Source organism: Robertkochia sediminum, assembly GCF_016786255.1.
Lineage (GTDB): Bacteria > Bacteroidota > Bacteroidia > Flavobacteriales > Flavobacteriaceae > Robertkochia > Robertkochia sediminum.
This window is the reverse complement of record NZ_JADMKT010000081.1, coordinates 26,068-49,542: the sequence shown is the minus strand read 5'-3', so window position 1 is coordinate 49,542 and position 23,475 is coordinate 26,068. Positions and strand designations below refer to the sequence as shown.

At 44.2% G+C, this 23,475-nt stretch carries 11 protein-coding genes; 8 read left to right on the top strand and 3 right to left on the bottom strand.

The window, feature by feature from the left end; translation table 11 throughout:
• Nucleotides 1-10 precede the first annotated feature (10 nt).
• From IS446_RS14730 to IS446_RS14695, 8 genes are all read left to right on the top strand, one after another.
• Nucleotides 11-802: a (Fe-S)-binding protein gene (locus IS446_RS14730; protein ID WP_203061525.1), complete on the top strand. Its 792-nt coding sequence runs from the start codon at nt 11-13 to the stop codon at nt 800-802.
• Between the two features lie 25 nt (nt 803-827).
• The gene (locus IS446_RS14725) at nt 828-1,313 is read left to right on the top strand and encodes an ABC transporter ATPase (protein ID WP_203061524.1); all 486 of its coding nucleotides are present in this window, start codon (nt 828-830) and stop codon (nt 1,311-1,313) included.
• Between the two features lie 73 nt (nt 1,314-1,386).
• Nucleotides 1,387-4,311: a glycoside hydrolase family 3 N-terminal domain-containing protein gene (locus IS446_RS14720; RefSeq protein WP_203061523.1), complete on the top strand. Its 2,925-nt coding sequence runs from the start codon at nt 1,387-1,389 to the stop codon at nt 4,309-4,311.
• Between the two features lie 83 nt (nt 4,312-4,394).
• The gene (bshA, locus tag IS446_RS14715) at nt 4,395-5,534 is read left to right on the top strand and encodes an N-acetyl-alpha-D-glucosaminyl L-malate synthase BshA (protein WP_203061522.1); all 1,140 of its coding nucleotides are present in this window, start codon (nt 4,395-4,397) and stop codon (nt 5,532-5,534) included.
• 173 nt (nt 5,535-5,707) lie between these two features.
• Nucleotides 5,708-6,832, top strand: a complete 1,125-nt coding sequence (locus IS446_RS14710) for an OmpA family protein (protein ID WP_203061521.1) — start codon at nt 5,708-5,710, stop codon at nt 6,830-6,832.
• A 36-nt stretch (nt 6,833-6,868) separates the two neighbouring features.
• The gene (locus IS446_RS14705; protein WP_203061520.1) at nt 6,869-8,614 is read left to right on the top strand and encodes a carbamoyltransferase family protein; all 1,746 of its coding nucleotides are present in this window, start codon (nt 6,869-6,871) and stop codon (nt 8,612-8,614) included.
• A gap of 30 nt (nt 8,615-8,644) precedes the next feature.
• Nucleotides 8,645-10,096 (top strand): MBOAT family O-acyltransferase, encoded by a 1,452-nt coding sequence (locus tag IS446_RS14700; RefSeq protein WP_203061519.1) that lies wholly within the window; start codon nt 8,645-8,647, stop codon nt 10,094-10,096.
• On the top strand, nt 10,096-11,100 hold the full coding sequence (locus tag IS446_RS14695; RefSeq protein ID WP_203061518.1) for a hypothetical protein: 1,005 nt from the start codon (nt 10,096-10,098) through the stop codon (nt 11,098-11,100). Before IS446_RS14700 ends, IS446_RS14695 begins: the two co-directional genes overlap by 1 nt.
• Before the next feature lie 41 nt (nt 11,101-11,141).
• On the opposite strand, the gene IS446_RS14690 is transcribed toward IS446_RS14695, so the two are convergent.
• The 3 genes from IS446_RS14690 to IS446_RS14680 form a co-directional block, all read right to left on the bottom strand.
• Nucleotides 11,142-14,423 (bottom strand): NeuD/PglB/VioB family sugar acetyltransferase, encoded by a 3,282-nt coding sequence (locus IS446_RS14690; protein WP_203061517.1) that lies wholly within the window; start codon nt 14,421-14,423, stop codon nt 11,142-11,144.
• A gap of 236 nt (nt 14,424-14,659) precedes the next feature.
• Nucleotides 14,660-15,295, bottom strand: a complete 636-nt coding sequence (locus IS446_RS14685; RefSeq protein WP_203061516.1) for a sugar transferase — start codon at nt 15,293-15,295, stop codon at nt 14,660-14,662.
• A 105-nt stretch (nt 15,296-15,400) separates the two neighbouring features.
• The gene (locus IS446_RS14680) at nt 15,401-23,305 is read right to left on the bottom strand and encodes a malectin domain-containing carbohydrate-binding protein (protein ID WP_235996523.1); all 7,905 of its coding nucleotides are present in this window, start codon (nt 23,303-23,305) and stop codon (nt 15,401-15,403) included.
• Nucleotides 23,306-23,475 lie beyond the last annotated feature (170 nt).

Sequence of the window (23,475 nt, the reverse complement as noted above, 5' to 3'; positions counted from 1 at the left end):
TAATATAACCATGAGCGAAACCTTAAAAGTGCCCACCATGGCAGAGATGATGGCGGCTGGAAAAACTCCCGAAGTGTTATTTTGGGTAGGATGTTCCGGAAGTTTTGACGATCGGGCCAAGAAGATCACCAAAGCATTTGTTCGCATTCTCAATAAGGCGGGAGTAGAATTTGCTGTTTTAGGAACAGAAGAAAGTTGTACCGGAGATCCTGCAAAGCGTGCCGGTAACGAGTTTCTTTTCCAGATGCAGGCTATGACCAATATTGAGGTACTCAATGCCTATGAGGTAAAAAAGATCGTAACGGCTTGTCCGCACTGCTTTAATACCATCAAGAACGAGTATCCTTCCCTGGGTGGTAGCTACGAGGTGGTGCACCATACACAATTTCTTAAATCGCTATTAGACGATGGCCGTTTAACGATCGAAGGAGGTAAGTTCAAAGGGAAGCGTATCACCTTTCACGACCCTTGCTACCTCGGGAGAGCGAACGATGTTTATGAGGCCCCCAGAGAGCTTATTAAAAAACTCGACGCCGAACTGGTAGAGATGAAGAACTGTCGCAAGAAAGGACTTTGTTGCGGTGCCGGAGGTGCTCAGATGTTCAAAGAAGCGGAAGAAGGTAAGAAGGAAGTAAACATTGAACGTACCGAGCAGGCATTAGATACCAAACCAGATGTTGTTGCAGCCGGGTGTCCGTTTTGTAATACCATGCTTACCGACGGTGTGAAAGGAAAGGAAAAAGAGGGAGAGGTTGAAGTGCTCGATGTGGCAGAATTGATCGCCAATGCACAAGACCTCTAAGGAAAGGATATAAATGTAAAAGACTATGTTGGTACCATTTGAACAATTACCCGAAGATGCGAGGATCTGGATCTATCAGGCAAACAGATCGCTAACTGAAGAAGAACTAACAGGGATCAAAGCCCGATTAGATGCTTTCCTTGAACAATGGACCGTTCACGGAAGTAATCTGAAAGCGGGTTATGAGATACGCTACAAGCGTTTTCTGGTGATCGGACTCGATCAGTCTATGAACAGTGCTTCGGGTTGTTCTATTGATGCTTCGGTGCACTTTATTCAGGGACTGGAGCAAGAATACAACATCACCCTTCTTGACAAAATGAACGTATCTTACCGTCAGGGTGATTTTATCGCTTACAAGCCACTTGCCGATTTCAAGAAGATGGCCAAGGATCGTGCGGTATCTCAGAATACGATCGTATTCAACAACCTGGTAAATACCAAGGAAGAATACCAGAATTACTGGGAAGTGCCTGCAAGAGACAGCTGGCACGTGCGTTTTATGCATTAAAATACCACTGCCCTCTGATGAGGGCAGTTTTGCTCATATGATCTTCTAAAACCCCAAAAAAACTGATTGCTGAATGAGAACTGCAACCCTTGCTGTATTGTGTATTGTGATGTCGGTTTTTAACCTTGCCGGTCAAACGTCTCCAAACCCCTTAATTGCATCAGACCCTGAGCAACAAATGCATTGGGTAGATAGCGTATATAACAGCTTGTCTACCGAACAACGAATCGGGCAACTGTTCATGGTGCAGGCGTATTCGAATAAAGGAGAGGCCTACGAACAAGAGATCACAACCCTTATAGACAGTTTTCAGATCGGAGGCCTGATCTTCACTAAAGGAGGCCCGGTACAACAGGCACGACTCACGAATAAATGGCAGGAACGCTCAAAGACCCCTTTGCTTATTGCCATGGATGCAGAGTGGGGACTGTCCATGCGTCTTGATTCCACCTTTGCCTATCCGTATAATATGGCCATGGGGGCCGTTGCCGATGATGCGCTTATCGAGGCAGCAGGTAAGCGCATTGCAGAGCACTGTAAGCGTCTAGGGGTGCATGTGAACTTTGCACCGGTAGTAGACGTCAATACCAATCCCGATAATCCGATTATCGGGAACCGTTCTTTTGGAGAGAACAGGGAAAGGGTAACAGAAAAGAGCTTAGCATTTATGAGAGGAATGCAGGATGCAGGAGTACTGGCCAATGCCAAGCATTTTCCGGGGCATGGCGATACCGATCAGGATTCGCACAAGACACTGCCCACCGTAGCATTCGACAAGGAAAGGCTGGACAGCATCGAATTGTACCCATACAAGCGCTTGTTCAATGAGGGGCTGGCAAGTGTGATGGTGGCTCACCTCAATGTGCCTGCCCTGGAGCGTAGAAAAAATCTACCTTCTTCGTTATCGGAGCATATCGTTAATGACCTGCTAAAGGAAAAAATGCAATTCGAGGGCCTCATCTTTACCGATGCGCTTGGAATGAAAGGAGTTTCCGAATACGATAAGCCCGGAGAGACCGATCTTAAAGCCTTTATTGCCGGAAATGATGTGATGTTGATGTCGGAAGACGTTCCCGCAGCAGTGGCCGAATTTAAAAAGGCCCTTGACCGGGGGAAGCTATCTGAAGCGCGTCTGGCTCACAGTGTAAAAAAGATCCTTGCGGCCAAATACAAGGTGGGACTGCACGCATACACTCCTGTAGTTGAAGAAGGGCTGGTGGAAGATCTGAACACCCGGGAAGATGAAGTACTTTATAAAAGGATCATGGAGCAAGCGGTTACTTTGGTTCGCAACAACCGCGAGCTCGTACCGGTAAGAGACCTCGAAGACCGCAGGATCGCCTATGTGAACATGGGCGATGGCGATTATTTGCCCTTTCTCCGAACACTGAAAAAATATAACAGGGTCGACAGGGTTTCTGCCGGGAATCTCGCCGATCTAATGGATAAATTAAAACCCTATGAGACGGTGATCATAGGATTTCATCGCAACACCGATACCCCCTGGAAGGCTTCAGAATTCAACGATAAAGAAAAAACATGGCTCTATGAGATCGCAAGGGTTAAGGATGTGATCCTCGATGTATTTGTAAAACCATATGCCCTGAAGGATCTTCAAAGTATCGGGAATATTGAATCTTTGATCGTGAGTTACCAGAACGATGCGATCACTCAAACTGTTTCTGCCGAACTTATCTTTGGCGCCATCAGGGCCCGCGGAAAACTACCGGTAACAGCCGGGGAATGGCTTGCTCAGAATACGGGGCTTAGCACCCATGACCTATCCAGGTTGGGTTATCATTACCCCGAGGCGGTAGGAATGGCTTCTGATACCCTGAAAAAGATCGATTCGGTGATCAACAGGGCCATTAAGACCGGGGTTACTCCAAGCGCACAGATCCTGATCGCCAGGAGGGGCAAGGTGATCTACAACAAGAGCTTCGGACGTTTTGATTATGCTCAGGATGCCGAAAGGGTTAGAGATAGCAATATCTACGACCTCGCATCCCTAACCAAGATCCTCTCTACCTTACCGGTGATCATGCAACTTACCGAGAGGGGAGAGATCTCCTTAGAATCGAGACTTGGTGAACTGCTTCCGGAACTCAAGGGCACCAATAAGGAACGCCTTCGACTTATCGAAGTGCTTTCGCATTATGCACGCCTGAAACCCTGGATCCCTTTTTATATGTACACGCTCGACGACGGAACAAAAAAGCCGAGTGACCTGTATTACCGCCCGAAAAAGGAGGGCAAGTTCAAGGTGAAGATCGCCGACGGACTCTATATGAGGGAGGATTACCAGGATTCTATCCTGCAAACCATAGCAGAGAGTGATCTCCTTAAGTTCAAAAGGTATCGCTATAGCGACCTGCCTTATTATTTCCTGCAGCGTTTTATTGAGGCAAAGCTCAAAAAGCCCCTTAACGAGGTCGTTCAGGAAAACTTTTATGCTCCGCTGGGGATGAGCTATACCACCTATAGACCCCTGGAAAAATTCAGAAAAGGCGAGATCGTACCATCAGAGATCGATGATTATTACCGTTATCAGACCCTGCAGGGCTATGTTCACGATATGGGAGCAGCTATGCTTGGTGGCGTAGGTGGTCATGCGGGATTGTTCAGTAATGCCGATGATGTGGCCAAGATCATGCAAATGTACCTGCAAAAAGGTTACTATGGTGGTGATCGTTTTATGAGTGCTGCCACCCTTAGCAAGTTTAACACCTGCTATTTCTGTGAAGAAGATAATCGCCGTGGGGTAGGCTTTGATAAACCCCAACTGGGTGAGACAGGCCCTACCTGTGGGTGTGTTTCCATGACCAGTTTTGGGCATAGCGGATTTACGGGAACGTACGCCTGGGCAGATCCGGAAGAAGAACTGGTGTATGTGTTCCTGTCGAACAGGACCTTCCCGAGTATGGAGAACAGAAAGCTTATTACCGAAGGAACCCGTACCGTTATCCAGGAGATCATATACGACGCCATATTTAATTAGATATACCATTGAGAATACTTAAATTTGTTCTTTCGGCCCGAAAAGCTTGACAAAACAGGGCAAAAAGATCAAATGCGTTCATTATGAAAATTGGTATTGTTTGTTATCCGACCTTTGGGGGGAGTGGTGTAGTAGCTACAGAATTGGGAATGTCACTGGCTGCACGAGGCCATGAGATTCACTTTATTACTTACAGCCAGCCGGTTCGCCTGGAGTTATTGCACAAGAACATCCATTTTCACGAGGTATTTGTTCCTGAGTATCCCCTGTTTCACTACCAGCCGTATGAATTGGCCCTATCGAGTAAATTAGTGGATATGGTGAAAATGCACGGTATCGAGCTGTTGCATGTGCACTATGCTATTCCGCATGCCTATGCCGGTTATATGGCAAAGAAGATGCTGGAAGAAGAAGGGATCAAACTTCCCATGGTGACCACCCTTCACGGTACCGACATCACTTTGGTAGGAAATCACCCTTTTTACAAACCTGCAGTAGCCTTCAGTATCAATAAATCGGATATTGTTACCTCTGTTTCAGAAAGTCTTAAGCAGGATACCTATACCCATTTTGATATAAAGCAAGAAATCTATGTAGTTCCCAATTTTATTGATTTTTCACGTCATGAGATCGCAACGCATGCCAAGGGGCGATTGCGTATGGCCGATGAGAATGAGCGAATAGTAACTCATATTAGTAATTTCCGCAAGGTGAAGCGTATTCCCGATGTGATCAAGGTCTTTTACCGCATACAGAAAAAGGTGCCTTCAAAACTTATCATGGTGGGTGAGGGGCCGGAGAAGGAGAACGCTGAGCAGCTTTGTGAAGATCTTGGGATAGCCGAAAAGGTACTTTTTGTGGGAAACAGTAATGAGGTCGATAAGATCCTTGGGTATTCCGATCTTTTTATCCTTCCTTCAGAAACGGAGAGTTTCGGACTTGCAGCCCTGGAAGCTATGGCCAGCGGTACACCTGTTATTTCCAGCAATACCGGCGGGATCCCCGAAGTAAATGAACAGGGCTTTAGCGGATTCTTAAGTGATGTTGGCGATTGCGATGAAATGGCAAGTAACGGCATACATATTCTCGAAAATGATGAGACCTTAAGTCGGTTTAAAGAGCAGGCTCTGGAACAAGCCGGTAAATTTGCCATTGAAAAGATCGTTACCATTTACGAGAACCTCTACCAAAAAGCCTTCGATAAAGTTTGTCCTCAATCCTAATGATACAGGGTTTCATTGGCCGTTAATGCCCTTTATATCGCATTTCATTGATGATGGTGATCACCTGTGTTTCTTACTGAAGTGAACCATCGATAGTTTACGACTTTTTATAGGGAATTTTTCCTTATCTGTCTGTCAGATAATAATTTAGGTATCCTAAATCCCCCTCGTTTATGGATACACTGAAAACCATTGTGTTTGCACTGTTTTTAGGTGTTTGCACGGTAAATGCACAAGAAGAGACTAATTTTTGGCAATTGGGTATTGGATACAACTTCGTAGATGATTCCGGCCCCCGTCTTAACGACTACTTTAATTTTAAGGAGATCTGGCATGCCGTTCCCTATCCATCGCGACTAACAGTAGGCTATTACCTTATAAATGGTTTCGGATTTGAAGCCATAGGAAGCTATAATGAATACGATGCCGGAAAGATCGTAGATGGCGATGTTTTGCCGGAAGATCAGACCTATGTGGCTCTTGACGGAAAGATCAGTTATGATCTTAATAAAATTTTTGGTCAGACCGGATGGTTTGATCCTTATCTCATGACAGGTGCGGGTTATACCTGGATCGGTGCGGCAGACAGAGCAACGTTTAATGCCGGTGGCGGATTTAATATCTGGTTTACTCCCACGATTGGTTTTAACCTCAATTCGATGGCAAAATGGGGATTGTTCACTGATAAGGGGACCAACCATTTACAGCATTCACTGGGGTTAATATTTAAGCTTGGGAAAAAAGAGGTCACTAAAATTGATGAGGAATTCGAAGAAATGGCTCAACCGGAAAGTTCGATAGTTCCAGTAGAAGAGGATAGCGTTTCGGATATGACTAAGATGCAAGATCCCTCGCCAATTGTTGTTGCTGCATTACCGGAAAGATCGCCCGGGGAGTTGAGAATGGAGGCTATGAAAAGGGATCTTGAGGAGCTTCCGGTGGTGTATTTTGCATTCAATTCGTCTTACCTCACTCCCGAAGATAAAGTGATCCTAGATCAATTGATAGCCTTTATGAATGCATATCCGGAAGCAGTAATAGAGGTTCACGCGCATGCAGATGCCAGGGGGACAGATGAATACAACGATTGGCTCGCACAGCGAAGAGCTAAGCGCATTGCAGACTACGCGCAGGCAGGAGGTATTTCAACCGATCGCATAAAAGCCGAAGGATTTGGAGAGAAAAAGATCCTTAATCGCTGCATCAATGGGGTTTCTTGTTCAGAAAGCGAACATAGAACTAACCGTAGGACCAACTACGTGCTGATAAGCCCGGTAACGAACTCCGCTGGAGAATAATATATGTGATACAGACCCTTTAAATAAAACGAACTTATGGTAATATTAGGACTCAACTACTATTTTCACGACTCGACCGCTTGCTTGGTCGTTGATGGTGAGCTGTTGGCGGCTATAGAAGAAGAGCGGCTCAACAGGGATAAACATACCAGGGTATTCCCCATGAAAGCAATCGATCGTTGTTTACAGATCGCGGGATTATCGTATCATGATATTGACCATATTGCAGTGTCTATACAACCCACCCATAACCTCGGAAAAAAATCGAGGTACTGTTTGTCTAATCTAAGGACCTTTAAGCCGTTCGTAAATCATGAATTCGTTCATGCCTATAATAAGCAAAAGAGTTTCTGGAATTGGTTTCATTACCATTGGGACAAAAAAAGTGATGGACCTGAAGTTCATTTTATTCCGCACCATTTTAGTCATGCTCCCGGTTCATTCTACGTGTCACCCTATCGCGAGGCAGCATTGCTGGGGATCGATGGTTCCGGAGAATGGGCAACTACCTGGATGGGATATGGTAAGGATGAAGATGTTTCATGTCTCGGCGAGAGCTTTTTTCCACATAGTTTAGGTTCGTTCTACGAGGCAGTAACCCAGTATTGTGGATTCAGAACCTCTTATGATGAAGGTAAAACGATGGGTCTGGCCCCCATGGGCGATCCGGAGGTGTATCGCAAGGAGGTTGAATCCATGGTGAAGGTCGACAGCAACGGACAACTGCATTTTGACCTAAGCTGGTTTAATTTTCAAAACATGCACTGGCGCCGCCTCTCTGATAAATTCTATAAGACCTTTGGTCCGGGACGAAATCACGGGGAACCTTTTGAAGACCGCCATAAGAATATGGCAGCGGCTTTTCAGGCAGTTTTGGAAGATAGGGTATTGGAGATCTGCGATATACTTTATGAAAGAACAAAGGCCGACTACCTGGTGCTCTCGGGAGGGGTTGCATTAAATAGCGTTATGAACGGTCGCATTGTTCGCGATAGCAAATTTAAAGATGTATATGTAATGCCTGCCGCCGGGGATAATGGTACAGCGATCGGTGCGGCCTATTACCTCTATAACGGCATACTGAAACAGTCCCGGTCTTATGTGCATTTAGATCCATATGTAGGGACTTCGTATACCAACAATGAGATCGAAAGGGTACTAAAAGGTGCTAAGTTGCGTTATGAACGACTTGACGATGTTTGCGAGGCGGCTTCTGCCTTACTTGAAAAAGGAAAGATCATAGGATGGTTCCAGGGTAAGATGGAGATCGGACCAAGGGCTTTGGGGAGCAGAAGTATTCTTGCCAATCCGGCCTTTCCGCAAATGAAGGACAAGATCAATGCCGAGGTGAAGTTCAGAGAGGCTTACCGTCCATTTGCTCCTTCTGCCATCATCGAAGCGAAAGATGAATTTTTCGATCTTGAGGTGGAAGCACCATTTATGCTCAAAGTGTGTCAGGTAAGACCAGAGAAGCAAGCCGTGATCCCGGCCGTGACCCATGTAGATGGAAGTGCCCGACTGCAAACGGTAAGGGAGGAATTGCACCCCAGGTATTATGATCTAATTAAAAAGCTGGGAGAGCGAACAGGGGTTCCCGTGGTTCTGAATACTAGTTTTAACATTCAGGGAGAACCGGTGGTTGAATCTCCCCAGGATGCCATACGGTGTTTCTTCTCTACAGGTCTGGATGCTCTGGTAATAGGAGATTTTCTATTACATAAAGGACAAAAAGATATCAGAGATCTTATGATTGATTCAGAAAGAACGGCAGTAGCCGGATAAACATAAACCATTTAAAAGAGAACCTGCCACGTGCTTTTTAATTCGTTAGCATACTTTTTATTCCTGCCCCTGATCTTTTTCCTGTATTGGGTGGCCTTCAGGCGCAGACATCTTTGGCAGAACATCCTCCTGCTTGTTGGTAGCTATATCTTTTATGGCTGGTGGGATTGGCGATTTCTTTTTTTGATCCTGGCTAGTACCATTGTCGATTTTTATGTCGGGAAAATGGTGGCAAAGGCATTACCCGATAAACGTAGGGCAAGGCTTTGGCTTTGGGTAAGTGTGGTATTTAATCTCGGTGTGCTTGGATTCTTCAAATACTACAACTTTTTTGTTGGATCTATGGTCGATGGGTTACATACTCTTGGGCTTGAGATGAACAGTGTGTGGACCTTAAAAATCATACTTCCGGTTGGGATCTCCTTCTATACCTTCCAGACCATGTCGTATTGTTTTGACATTTATCGCGGTAAGGTACAGCCTACCAATAATTTTGTAGATTTTGCAGCTTTTGTGAGCTTTTTTCCGCAGTTGGTGGCAGGGCCAATTGAACGATCATCTCATTTACTACCGCAGATCTCGGGTAAACGAAAATTTAATTACGAACAGTCGGTAGCTGGTCTACGGCTTTTTCTTTACGGGATGTTGAAAAAGGTAGTCATTGCCGATGCCCTCGCGCCCATAGTAGATGATATTTTTAACCATTACGAATTGCATGCTGCCCCTGTACTTTTTATGGGAGCTGTATTTTTTGGTTTTCAGATCTATGGCGATTTTTCCGGGTATTCTGATATGGCCATTGGTACGGCCAAGCTCTTTGGTATCGAGTTGAGGTCTAATTTCAGGTTCCCTTATTTTTCCAGAAATATCGGAGAGTTCTGGAGACGATGGCATATATCGCTTTCATCCTGGTTCCGCGATTACCTCTATATTCCCTTGGGGGGATCCCGGGAAGGGAAGTGGAAGGCCATCAGGAATATTTTTATCATTTTTCTGGTGAGTGGTCTCTGGCATGGAGCCAATTGGACCTTCGTGGTGTGGGGCGGATTTCACGCCTTGCTATTCATACCCCTGTTCTTATTAGGAGAGAACCGAAAGTATAAAGGCTCTTTCCTTGGGGAACACGAATTTCCGGGTGCTAAAGAGATCCTTGCTGTGCTCAACACATTTTTTATGGTAACCCTAAGCTGGATATTTTTCCGGGCAGAAGACCTCGGACATGCCATAGGCTATTTTAAGGGCTTAATAGGGCAGTGGTCCTTACCGCTTTATATGCATCCGCAAGGGTATCGCATGATCGATTATTTTTTAATGCTGCTATGCTTTATAGCTTATGAATATTATATAAGGGCAGATGAAAGAAACCCTGTTCCTATCAAAACCGGAGCTGTTCGTTTGGTGACCTATACGCTTATTGTTTTTGCCTTATTGCTGTTCTACGATAGTGGATCAGATCGTTCCTTTATCTATTTTCAATTTTAATGAAGCGATTATTTTTTAAAATATTAGCCTATGGTTTTCTGATCCTTCTGCTGGTAGAAGCATTGGTCAGGGGTTTACACCTCCATAAGGGAACACCCGAGCGAATGATCGATGAGAAAGGTGTAGAGAAGTGGGTTCCCGGGCAATCGGGATTCGTGACTACCGGAAACAGACGGCAAAATTTTTCAGAATACCGCATCAATGACCTCGGATTTAACTCATACCGAGAATTCGACCCGCAAACAGAGACCTATGAAGTAGCACTAATAGGCGATTCCTTTATTGAAGGTTTTCATCAGGACTATTACAATTCAATAGGGAAGAAGATCGAACGCCGAATGCCTGAGCTCGCAGTCTATGAATTTGGATATGCTGGCTACGATCTGGCCGATGAACTGCATTTGGTACAAGCCTATGATGAACTCTTCGAAAAGATCGATATGGTTGTAGTCTATCTGCATTATCCTGACGACCTGTTAAGGAATCGCTATTGGGTTTCTGAAGAACGACTCAAACTACAGAAGGGTATGTATGGTTTACTTCAGCATAGCAAGCTTCTGGTGTATCTTCAAAATATTGGGTTCCTTAATAGTATGACCAAACAATTGGTATCCTGGAAGCATGCTATCTCAGGAAGTAGTGGAGGTAAAGAGAAGTCTGAAGGGAATAAAGATCAGGGTCTGGAACATAAAACATTGGAGAATTTTAAGGATCTGGTCGGTCAGCCGGGATTAAACCATGAAAAGATCGTATTTCTGGTGGATGAACAATTGCTTTCTGAAGATTTAAAAAATTATCTCCTAACTGCAGGAATTCCTTATATCGATTACGGGAAGGTGTTAAGGCAAGAAAAGGCTCCGGTAACCCTCATCTACGATCAGCATTGGAATGATCTTGGACGCGAACTGGTTGCTAAAGCGATCGCAGCATATCTTGTTAATGAACAAAAACCACCTATAGTTCAAAAACAGATCCCTTTGAATTTACACGAGGAGTATCAGTAGGTGGAAGCGTGTACATCCGGCAGTGTCAAAAAAGGTGTGTTTTATCGTACGCGCTGCAGATCCTTTACACTTCTGTACAATGGAAAAAATGCATTGGTACGTTGTGTATCCAGGTCTAATTCCTTGCAAAGGGTTACGTAAACCTCTTTATTTACGATCTTCCTTCCGGTATAGAAGGTGAAGTCAGTATCTTTCGGAAAAAGATATTTCTTGCTTTTGTACAATCCATCCAAGTCTTTGATCCCACCCCCAAGTATGTACCATAGCATTCCTTTTGCTCTTCCCTTTTTGGTGATCTCCACCCTGAGAAAATCATTTGGTCTGCTGGAGAAATAGGCCTTTTTAGTGCCTCCCAGAAAAGCGAACATGGTATCGTTATGGAGAATAATGAGTTCGGCAGATATGATGGTCTCTTCTTTTAAAGCGAAGGCCAGCATAAAACTCTGCGGATCGGAGCCAATGAGTTGGGTGAAGTATTCCAGATCGAAGAAATAATTACTGGAGGCGTGATTGCGGTCCATGGTTTCAATGTAGATATCCCGGAAGGACCTAATATGCTCCATGGTGATCTCATTTCCTGTATAGGCCCTGAAATATAACTTATCGTTTACCGCTTTTCGGTAGTTATTACGCACCTTAGACCTGAATCCCTTCCATTGCTCATCTGCATCTTTCAGGATCTTCCCCTTGACATTATGTAAGGTTGGTAGTAATATACCGTTGTATCCTTCGTGATTGTTGAGGTGATTAAACCGTATAAATTCACTGATTATATGTTGTTTTTGGTACCATGAATCCACTAGTTCCCAGAATCGTTTTTTGGTCTGTGAGTTGATGCCTTTTCGGAACAAGGGACCGCTGTATCCATAAGGGGAGATCACATCGTAAAGTTTCGTTTTGCCCAGGGTTTTGATCGGACGTTTTAAGAGCGGCATAATACACAAGCTCCTGTGAGGATCCCGAAGTTCCAGCACGATCAACTCGCCTTCATCTTTACTGTGATGTGCAAAGTATTCATAACGGTAGTAAGGATGATCCTCATAATCGTTTAGAAGGTTTTTGTAGGCTGTTATGTCGTGTTGACTACTTATTTCATGGACTGTTAATCGTAACCTGGTATCTCTTTGATCAGCAGGTAAAGATGCCAGTCTGTTAGCCAAAACTTCGGTTAGTTCGATCACCCTTCCGCAATGTTCAGCGTGCCAGATCGGATTTCCGTCGATCACATTCCCCGTGAGCAACGGACCAATAATATGGATTCCGGGTGCTGATTCAAGGTTTTGATTAACTCTGATACCGCGTTGTGATGGATTGATCGAAGCCTTACCAGAGGCAACCATATTCTGAATGATCTCCGGAACCTGCGGATCTGTCAACTTGATAGCTCCCAGGCAATTGATCACGATATCGGCTGATATCGATTCACTTTCAGATCTATCATCTATGGAAGTCGTGTATTGCACGCTAACAGGATGATACCCTGTATTTAGAAGTGTTTCGAAATTACCGCGAATGTGCTCTAATCGTCCTTCCTTTTTTAGGTTTTCGAGGGCATTGTTGTAGTGACATCCCGCAATACGTTGCCTTCGACCGATCTCATCGCCATAATAACAAGCGAACTTTTCTTTTTCTTCCGGGGTAAGCTTTTGGATCAGCGGTTTGAAGGCCCTGGATATGGGTTCACCTGAAATTGCGTGATCGATATCCAATGCTTCTGCATCGGTGAGGTCTTTATTTACAGCTTGAGCTATGATCTTTGCAGTAAGCTGTTTTACAGACTTCAGGGCCAGCGTATGTTTTGGAGTGAAGGTTATGTACCTGTGATTATTTTCGAGGGTATTAGGGGTTATCCCATGTGTTGAAAGAAGGTAGTATTTTTCGATCCTACTATCAATACCCTGCAGGTCGGTCATTTTATAGAGTAGTTCCAGGGCACTGGCATTAGCCCCTAATAGTACGACACGGGGCTTGCTTTTTCTGGTTTTACTGGCGAACCTGAGAATGCTTTTTATGGTGTGATCCATTCCTTTTTCATAGGGATTGGAGATCACCAGGCTTTGTGTGCTGAGCTGTGAAGATTCAAAAACAGTATTCAATCTGATCTTTCTTGGAGCTCCAATGCCCAAGATCACTCTTTTGGAGTGTAGTATTCCTGATTCACCGGTGAGTACAAAATTTGACCCAATCTTTTCAAGTCGGGTAATGTTTTCTTTAAGCAGTACAATTTCTGCTCTACGATGGTTTTCCGCCTCTCTAATGGCGTTTTGAAGACGCTCCTGAATATAATAGCCAAAAAAGACCCTTGGGATGTGTAGTGATTTCCACTTTCCTGCATCCAGTTTCTTCTGGTTATTGACCATCCATTCGTGTGTGCGGATACCCCCGTGATCTTGAAGCCTTTTTAACAACCAATCTTTATTGACCTTTAGCCATTCAACGAACCTGTTTAATTCTTTTTCCGGTAAGAAGTCGGAAAGCGGACTCAATAGCAGGGTCGATTCGCCCGATCGCTTTCCATAGGGTATGCCAGTAAAAAATTCGTCGTTCTTATCGATCACAGCTATTTTTACAGGTGTTTTATCGATTGGATTGCGCTGCAGATAATTGAGTAGGGTGAAAGCAGTCGATATTCCTGCTCCGATAAAGGCTAGGTCGAAACCGGTTTCGATTAAACGTTGGGAAGCCTTTATCTCCGGAACTTTTCGTTTGATTATTCTACCTGGGTTGCCAACTACGGTTGAATGGTCAGGGATATCTTTGATGATCACAGCTCCAGCACCAATGGTACACCATTTACCAATTTTTACACCGGGTATGATCACGGCCCCGGCGCCAATATGACTCCCTTCACCAATAGTTACATGACCGGTAAGGGTGGCATTGGGTGAGATATGTACATAATCACCTATATGATTATCGTGATCAATACTGGCGGCTGTATTGATGATCACATGCTTTCCGATCGTGGTATTGGTTTGGATAATTGCACCCGCAAAGATCACGGAACCCTCTCCAATAGTTACGTCTGGAGCGACCACTGCCGACCGGTGCTTAACGATCTGAAATGTAGCATTACGTAATTGTTTGCTTATGCGTTTACGTATTTCATTGTTCCCAATTGCTATCACTAAAGTACTGTCCTGAATATGGGAATTAAGTGTGGTGATATTATTTTCGGCAATTCCTGAAAGTAGATTTTTTTTTCCTTTTATCGGAAAGTCATTAATAACTACCTGAATATTAATCCCGTTTTCTTCCAGGACTTGCCTGACTACTCGGGCATGACCTCCATCACCATAGATCTTGACTTGCTGTTTTTTCATTACATGGGTAATTTTTGTCAATCTGCTTTAATCGGGTCTTGGTTGTTTAGGTATGAGGGATATACTCGTTCATTAGAACGATAGGTAAAATGTAATGAGGAAATTTCTTATTAAAGAGGAATTTCGTTCATTAAACTGATTATTAGGTTGATGGATAACTTCTTCTCCTTGATCTTACCGCTATAATAACAGGGGCAGGGGTAAGTTGATCTGAGTTTGAAGAGTTATGTAAAATATTAACCTACAAAATAATTTCTGCTGCCTTGTTTTCTATATGTTTCCAGATCCAGCATCTTCGAATCAGGGACCACTTCTATATCTTTTCTACTTACCACATTTTTTACGGTGAGAAGGATTATGCGGAGGTCATTCACAAGACTCATGCTTTGAACATAATCTACATCCATTTGAAGTCGTTCATTCCATGGCAGGAAGTTACGGCCGGAAACCTGTGCCAACCCGGTTATTCCCGGCCTTACACTGTGTCTTAGGCGCTCCTGAGCCGTGTAGTAGGGGAGGTATCTTTTAAGCAATGGCCTGGGCCCAATAAAACTCATTTCCCCTTTAACTACATTAAATAGCTGAGGCAATTCGTCAAGCGAGGTCTTTCTGAGAAAAGCCCCAACCGAGGTTAATCGCTCAGCATCCGGTAGTAAATTACCATCAACATCGGTTTGGTCATTCATGGTCTTGAACTTAACGATGCGAAATATTTTTTCATATCTACCAGGACGTTCCTGGAAAAAGAAAGGTTTCTTATGAGCTGTTTTCCATAAGATCAGGGTTACTGTAATAATTACAGGGCTAAACAAAATAATAAGTGAAACAGCCAATAAAAGGTCAAAACTTCGCTTGAAAAATGATCTGTACATAGCGACTAGGGTTATATTTTCTTTTTGATCAGGACAAGCCGATGTTAAAGTGGTTTTCTCTCGTGATCAATCGTATTGCAGATGCTGCAATAAAAAGCTCCTTTATTATTGGGTACTTCCAATAACCAATTTGGCTTTTTTCTGGTCTCCGTTCTCATCTTCCGTAACGAGAATATAAACTCCCCGGCTCAACCCGGTTAACTCAAGGGTATAAATTCTTGAGCCATCTTTGTTGGTAAGGGCGTCTGTTCTCGGTATGGCAGAGGGATCAATATTTCTTATCATTCTTCCATCCATATCAAATAGCAGCACTTTTTGAAGCTCCAAGCCTCCATTACCATAAATAAAGTTCACCTCTCCATCTGAAGGATTAGGGAAGATGTTAAGCTCTTTTTCACCGGGACCGTCTTCAAAGGCAATAAGATCTTCCAGAGCTATTCCTGAGGGCGAAAGTATTTCTAATGCGTTCAAAGCAAATACACCGGTATTTGATTGGATATCAATCAATAATTGCTCATTTGTTACTGTCACCGGGAAGCTCATCATCAAAGCTTCATCTTCTTGAACCGATCGCTGAGTGAGAATATCACTATAGACCTGCCCTTGAATGGTCAAATGAGGTGAATGATTCAGTAGCTCTGATTTGCTGCTAAACAAATTTAGTATGTAGTCTCCATTGGGAAGAATGAGTTCAAAATTCATTGCTTCACCGGTTTCCGAATTGCTTCGTTGAGATGCATAAAGTGCATTAAATGTAGTTTCATTCAAATAGGAGGGAATAGACGTTCCTTTTTGAGTATAGTCTAATACCCCTGGACTGTTCGTCCCACCATTAAGGTTGTAATAGGTTCCCTTGTAGAATCCATCTTCCGGATTCTTTTCCCAGTCCGGTCCATCATCGGAAGCTTTTACGGCAGTAGCCCCACCGATATTAATGCGATACAACGGATCTAACTCCGGGTCATTAATCACGTTGGCCCTAAGCATAACTTCAGAGGGCGAATTCTCCCCGCTGTGTACGATCTGGATCAATGCATTTTTTCCTCCCGGAATTACTGTACGGGGATCAAATGTGATCTCTCCTTCAGCCAGTGCTCCGGTGTCGATATCCTGAGGAGATTCAAGGTCGCTGGCAAACATAGCAGCATTCTCTCCCATCACCGTAACGGCAATAATGCTAATACGATCATTAAATGTTTGAGGGAGATTCCCTAGGGATAGGTTAAGGGAAGCGATCTCTCCATTGATGATCTGTGTTCCAAAGTCCAGAGTGTCATTGCTAACAGTAAGTTCCGGATCAGGTCGTCTAAGTACCTCGATATAAGTGGTGTCTGTATCGGAAAGACCGTAAATATCTGTAACGGTCAATACCACCGGATAAATCCCGGCTTCGGCATATGTTTTTGAAACTTCTGCGCCTTCGGCTGTAGTACCTTCGCCCAGCTCCCATTGATAACTTTCAATACCAAAGTCATCCTGGGATGAAGTCCCACTAAAATTAATAGTTAAAGGGGTATAACCGGTAGTTGCACTGGAAGTGATCACAGCCAATGGATCCTCGTTTATTTCTCTGGCATTTACCATCACCTCGATCGCATTTATAAAAGGATTTTGCACAACATTACCAAATGCGATATCGAGCACTCCATCTTCGACGGTAGTGCTGTAAGAAAGCATTCCGGCAACCTTAAAGCCAAAGTTTCTAATGACATCAAAGGAAGGATTTACCTCCTGGCCTTCCAGTGAGATAGTAAATATCCTGCTATCAAGATCTTTTGTTGGTTCGTAGGAGGTTCCAAAGTATAGATGAACCGTGTAGTTTCCGTTAGGAAGGGGTATACTGTACGCCATCTCAGGAGGAGAGGAGGTATCATATCGTTCTGTTGAGAAGAGCTTTTCAAAAATATCCTGATCTATATAGTCCGGAATAGAAGGGTGACGGTCAAAATAGTTGAGTTCTGTTCCCCCAAATACATTTCCGGTAGTTACCGAGAAGTCTTCATATTGCTGTGCGCCATTACTGATGTCTCCAAGCCAGTCAGGCCCCTCATCAAGGGCATTGACCAGGTTTCCTCCTGTATTGATACGAAATACCGGTAACAGATCGGTCATAACAGGAATATGGTCTGTGGTCAGGGCAGCGGTAGTTTCCTGACCACCGTTATAATACACATGTAATGTTGCCGAATCATATTGTCCGGTTCCCAGGTAGTTGATGTTGAAGGCATACGTGCTGTTTGGCGATAGTAGAAATGGCAGACCCGTGATCTCAAGTTGAAAAAGGTCTGCGTTGGGACCTTTAACCGATAAAGAATCCGGGAATATGGCCATATTACCCCCAGTGATCAAAGCCTGTACTTCGATAGATTCACCGGCACTGAAAATGAGCTCCTCCGGAAGTTGAATTTCACTTTTGTTAAGTTCGATACCTGAAGGATTATCATAATTGTAATATTCCATATTCTTTTGCTGTCCGCCACCTCTTCTGGGTGAACCTCCGACTACAAAGATCCCGTTTCCGGAAGCAATTCCCTGGGTGCCATGACGAGCGTGATTAAGGTCATCACCCTGGGACCATACCTGGGTTAATGGATCAAAGATCTCTGTTAGTTTAAATGCTTCTTCCTGATTATTGGCCTCACCTCCGGCCACATAGATCTTATTTTTGAACTTTACGGTAACAGCACCGGCCCTTGGTGTAGGAAGATTACGGGATTCGCTAAGGGTACTCCAGGTATTATTGGAGAAATCGAATACATCGACCTCCGGAATGGTTGGTGCGAATACACCACCAGGCCCACCTGATAATCTTCCTCCAATAGCATAGAGTTTATTTTGAGCTACCACTGCGTGAAAGTGGTCTCTGGCATGGGGAGCATCGGCCAGAACGGTCCATTCCCCTGTTGCCGGGTTAAAACTGTCGAAATAGGGGACATACCCCCCGTCGTGACCGTCGTTATTACCTCCAAGTATGTAGAAGATATCGTTATGTACTACCAAACCGGTGGAACCTCTGCGTCGCGATTCAGGGATCTCAGGTCCTTGTTTCCATTCCTCTGTGAGCGGATTGAAGATCCAAATATTTGAAGCGGGAGTTTCATTCGGAAAATCATTGGTGTTGAAAGCCCCGATCACCCATATGAGGCCCTGATAGCTTACTGCCTGAAAATGGTTGAACTCGAAGGGTGCATTATTTTCTAAAGTAGTCCAGGTATTGGAATTGTAATCATAGATGTCAATGCTTTTAGCATTTTCTCTTCCTCCCATCAGGAAAAAATGATCACCGGCCTGAACAAAAGAACATTCGTGTCGTGCTGTATAGTTTTCGCTTTCATCCTTGTCGAACCATGCATTTAAGGCTTCGGCAATGGTCCAGTTGAATTTTGTGCTCAGGGTATCGGTTAATGATTTACCAACGGTCACCGTAACTTCATAAACTCCGTCGTTATTAGGGCCTCCCGTTCTGGCTCCTTCGGCAATGGACCCTATGATCATTCCGTTCGTGGGTTCGATGTCTAACCCCGGTGGTTGTCCGGATATCCCATAGGTGAAGTTTTTTTCAGGATCGCCACCTGAAGCGTTTATAGCCAGGTCGGGAGTTTCTCCAACATCATTAAACTGGTCGGGAATATCGGCTATGGCCAGGGGTAAGAACTTGCTATTCGGATTAAAACCTTTGATCTCGATGGCTGATACCTTAGGGTAGTTTACGCCACCTGTTTGTGCACCTGAATCGAAGCGAATATTAAGCTTCCTGTCTGTGATAACTGTATTGAATGTTTTCACGTCTGTAGCCTCGGAGCCTACCTCAGCAAGGATATCGTAATTATCGAGTACCAGACTATCTTCAATGTAAACATCAAAAATTCGTTGTCCCGGTTCCGAACTTGCTGACCCTCCTGTTGCACCAAAATAGATCTCAGCAAAATGCAGGGATACCTCGTAATTACCATTGGAGAGCGCGACCTCATAGTTTAGTTCATTAGAACTTCCATTTCGTTCACTTCTGTAAATGTTAGGAACTTTAGCTTGTTTATTAACATATTCTCTTCCCGAATCGTAGTAGGCGTCTTTACCGAAGACCTTAGCATTATATGTAGCTTCTTCTCCTCCTGCATTGATCAGGATCGAAAAGTCTTCCGGTGCCAGAGGTTCTTCTACCGATACTACAAGCGTGTCGGTATCCTCGTTGGCATCATCAGATATTGTTAAGGTGACATTATAGGTGCCGGGGGTAGTAAAAGTATGCAATGGATTAATTTCGTCGGAGGTAGTACCATCGTCAAAATTCCATAGATAGGAATTAATATTATTAACCGCGCTGGAACTACTTCCGTTAAATTGTGTTTCTAATGGGGCAGGGCCTTCCAACGGGAATGCAAGGGCCCGGGCCTTGATCCCGTTATAAAACGAATACCCGAGTATTTCTATACCATAAAGGTTGGGATTCTCTACAATATGATTAAAGCTAATGTCAAGCACACCATCTTGCAGTGTTATAGGGAATTCAACTACTCCGGCACTTCCAAAACCAAAGGCTGCGACCGGATCGAATTCGTTTAGGACCTCTTGTCCTTCGATGAGAATGTCGAAAACCCTACTCCCTACCGAACTTGTACCCTGGAAGTTGGTCCCCAAATACAAGCGAACCAAATACGTGTTGTTATCAAGAGGAATGGAATATTGCATCTCTTCACCATCGGGCAGATCATAACGCTCTGCTCCAAAGATCGCATCGAAGGTTGGTCGGTCTATATAATTGGGCATACTTGCAGTATCCCTGAGTTCGAAATCAAATTCCGATTCAAAATTATTTCCTGTATTGACTACATAGCTATCTCCCGTATACATGCCATTTTCAGGGTTTGCCTCCCAAACAGGGCCTCCGTCGGTAGCCAGGAAATTTGCGGTTCCTCCGGCATTGATCCTAACCAGGGGTTCCTCGATCTTAGCTTGTTCCAGCTCTGCCGTAAGAGGAATGTTCAAAGGACTGTTTATCCCATCGTGAATGATCTGCAGGTCGGCAGATTTTTTTCCTGGGGCATCTCCTGGATTGATCCGGACCGGAATTTTTTGAATCACTCCGGAACCTATTTCATAAAGTAGATCAGAATTGACTTCGAAAAGACCTTCCGGGTCGTTTATAATATTAATTGATGTGATTGTTACCGGCGGGTCGTCACTTCCGCCAAGGTTAATGACCTCTAAAATCACTTCTGCCGGGCTGCTATTCACCGTAAGGAAACCGAAATCTATAGCATCCGGTCTTGCTGTGATCCTTCCGGGTTGATCTTCTGTAACGTTCAGGAAATCCCAGGTAGCAGTATATCCTTCCTCTGCAGCGCCTGCAGTACTAATAATACCCACGGCAAGGCCCTGATCATCGCCCGGGTCAAAAAAGTCTGCAGGGAGAAATGTTTGATTGCCGATCCCTGAAACGCTTTTCCCATTATCGAGGGAATATGCTACGTCTAGCGTTCTGGTCTTCGGATCAATGCCTAGGTAGAGATCAACTCCAATAGCATCTACCAACCCTGGTACATTAATGATCTGAGATTCTACCACGCCTTCAGACTCCAAAAGGATCTCTATTCCATCAAGTTCATCACCGGGAAGTGTGCCATTCATCAAGGCAACTTTCACATAATTGTCCTGGTCACCCTTACCTACATATATTCCATACGATTGGCCTTCTAGGGGGCTTACTCCATTAAAAGGTGTTTCGATCTTTCCATGTACTGTAAATGGCTCCGAATTCTCGTCTATATTCACCCCGAATTGAAAGGCGTACTCCTGTGTATTCTGTGTTTCAAGAGCATCTCCCGATGTTGTGAAATCGATGGTAGCCTTTCCACCTGCACCTCCGAATGACATATTTTCTTCATCGTACATGTCAAGGTAATTGGTTTGTCCCGTGGGATCAAGCATCAATCCGGTGAATCCCAACCCGAACATACCGGTTCCCGGATCGTTATTCCAGAAAGGATAGGTTACAGGAAGGTCCGTATTGGTTCCATTGAAGGGATCAAGTGCGAAATTATCCTGGAGGTCCGGAATCCCATCATTATCATCATCGGGATCGGTGAGATCAGAAATAAAGTCATTATCGGCATCAGAAGGTTTGGATCCGGCCGAACAGTGATCACTTCCGTTAGCTATTTCATCGGCATTGGTAAATCCGTCCTTATCGTAGTCGGCCTCGGGATCGAATTGCGCATCTCCGGGTTGGTAACATATTCCGAAATCGGCAGGTTCGAATACTGTGATATTGTCTGCACCATAGGTTGCAGCCCAGATGGTGCCTGGAAAAACTTCATCATCCCCCTGGGCGATAACATCCAAAGGAATACTACCAAATCCGCTGAGGTAAGTGTTGTTCTTGGCAGTTAATTGGTTGGTGTTTACGTCAAGCTCGTAACGATTGATATTCCCGTTAAAGGAGGCTGCAAAGATATTTCCCTTTAGCTGGTTGTTGAAATTACTAGCGGTGTACACACACATCCCATTGGTTGAAGAATTCACAATGTCGAGAATATTGAGATCAGGATTTCCGGGATCGTCTGTGGTGTATAAGGCTTGTCTGCCATCATCAGGAAAATCATTCATGGTAAAATTGTTCTGAAAATATCCGCTAACTCCTTGAATCAGATTCTCCCAGTCGTATTTTCCGGAGACAACCCAATCATTACCATTATACTCGTATTCTATGACCTGTGCCTTCGAAGGAAATGCTCTTATGGGTACAGGGTGTCCTGCATAATAGGTGTTGTTAGGGTCGTTAATGGTTCCCACATAGTGTAACTGGTCACCGTGGGTAACACCATTAGAATAATTAAATTCATTGGTAATATAGTCGCCTGCAGCGAGGTTTACCGTGGTATTATAGTGATCTCCTTTTACACCCCCGTTAGCGGTGCGAATGAATGGAGGTCCACCCCATCCACCATTCGGTCCATTGTCAAAGGTGTAAATATCACCCTGCTCTGTGATCACAATGTCATAGGCGTTTCTATATCCGGGAGAAAAGATCTGAACCGGTCCGCCAGCCTCCGGAAACGATTGGTTCAATCCGTTGTTTCCTCCGAAGGGATCACCGATGTCAATGGTAGCATTAAAGAGCGGATGCCCTGGTCCGTATGGGAATTCGGGATGGGCGTTCGTGATGTCCTGACGTTCGGGATCGTTAATGGTTGGAAGGTCATATATGAATTTGGTGTTGTTATCGCGAAGATCTGTAAAAGGTCCACCGTTGGCGTCTTCGATCTGTTGAAGTTGTGTGAGATCGATAATTAGAATCGCTCCTGCGAGATAGTATTCCGAAGATCCCGCAAAATTGTTACTTGGAGCACCTTGGTTCGTATTTCCTCCTTGCTGCAGTAACAAATATTCCTTACCATTCTTTGTGAAAAGTTCCATTCCATTATTAGAGTGGTTTTCTTCACACCTTGGAAGACCACGCACGAGATCTACTTTTTCCCATGCATTACCTGTCCAGGTCAATCTGGAAAGTATCCCTGAATTCGTGTCGAGATTTACATCGTTTCCAGGCTCGTTCTTACCCCCAATTCGCCAGTCTGAAGAACTAACGTATAAGATGGGATTTGCAGCTGTTCCAGTAGCTAGAATACCTGTGATCTGCCGTTTCTTGGTACTATTCTGGTTACCGTCATCCTGGTGGTTGGGCGTGTTGTTTTTGATCAGGGTGATCGTATTGGCCTGCGTTACGGTATAACTACCTTCCCCGGCAGGAGCCTGATCTCTTTCTATGGTAAACTCCCAAATTAAACCATCCTGTTGTGACACATATAATTTCTCGTTCGGACCAAAGTCCAGGGATGTTGGGTTGATAAGATTCTCGTTTTCTAGTCCTGCAGAACCCCATGAAGGCGCCTGGGCATATTGATTTTGAAAACCAAAAGCCAGGAATAGTAACATCAGGGCATTTCGAAGGCTTAAAAACTTTAATGATCTGAATTTTAACGAGATTGCGGAGAGTAGTAGTAGTACCATAGCCATCTTTTTAAAATTGAATTACGCTACTAATCAATTTTGTTTGCAAGCAAAATTTCGTAAAATATTGACAAACAAAATGTTAATAGCCGACTAATACAGGGGAAATTCGATTAATTGAAGCAGATGTTGGAACATCGGCAAAGAGATGCCAATAATCCCCTGTTCAC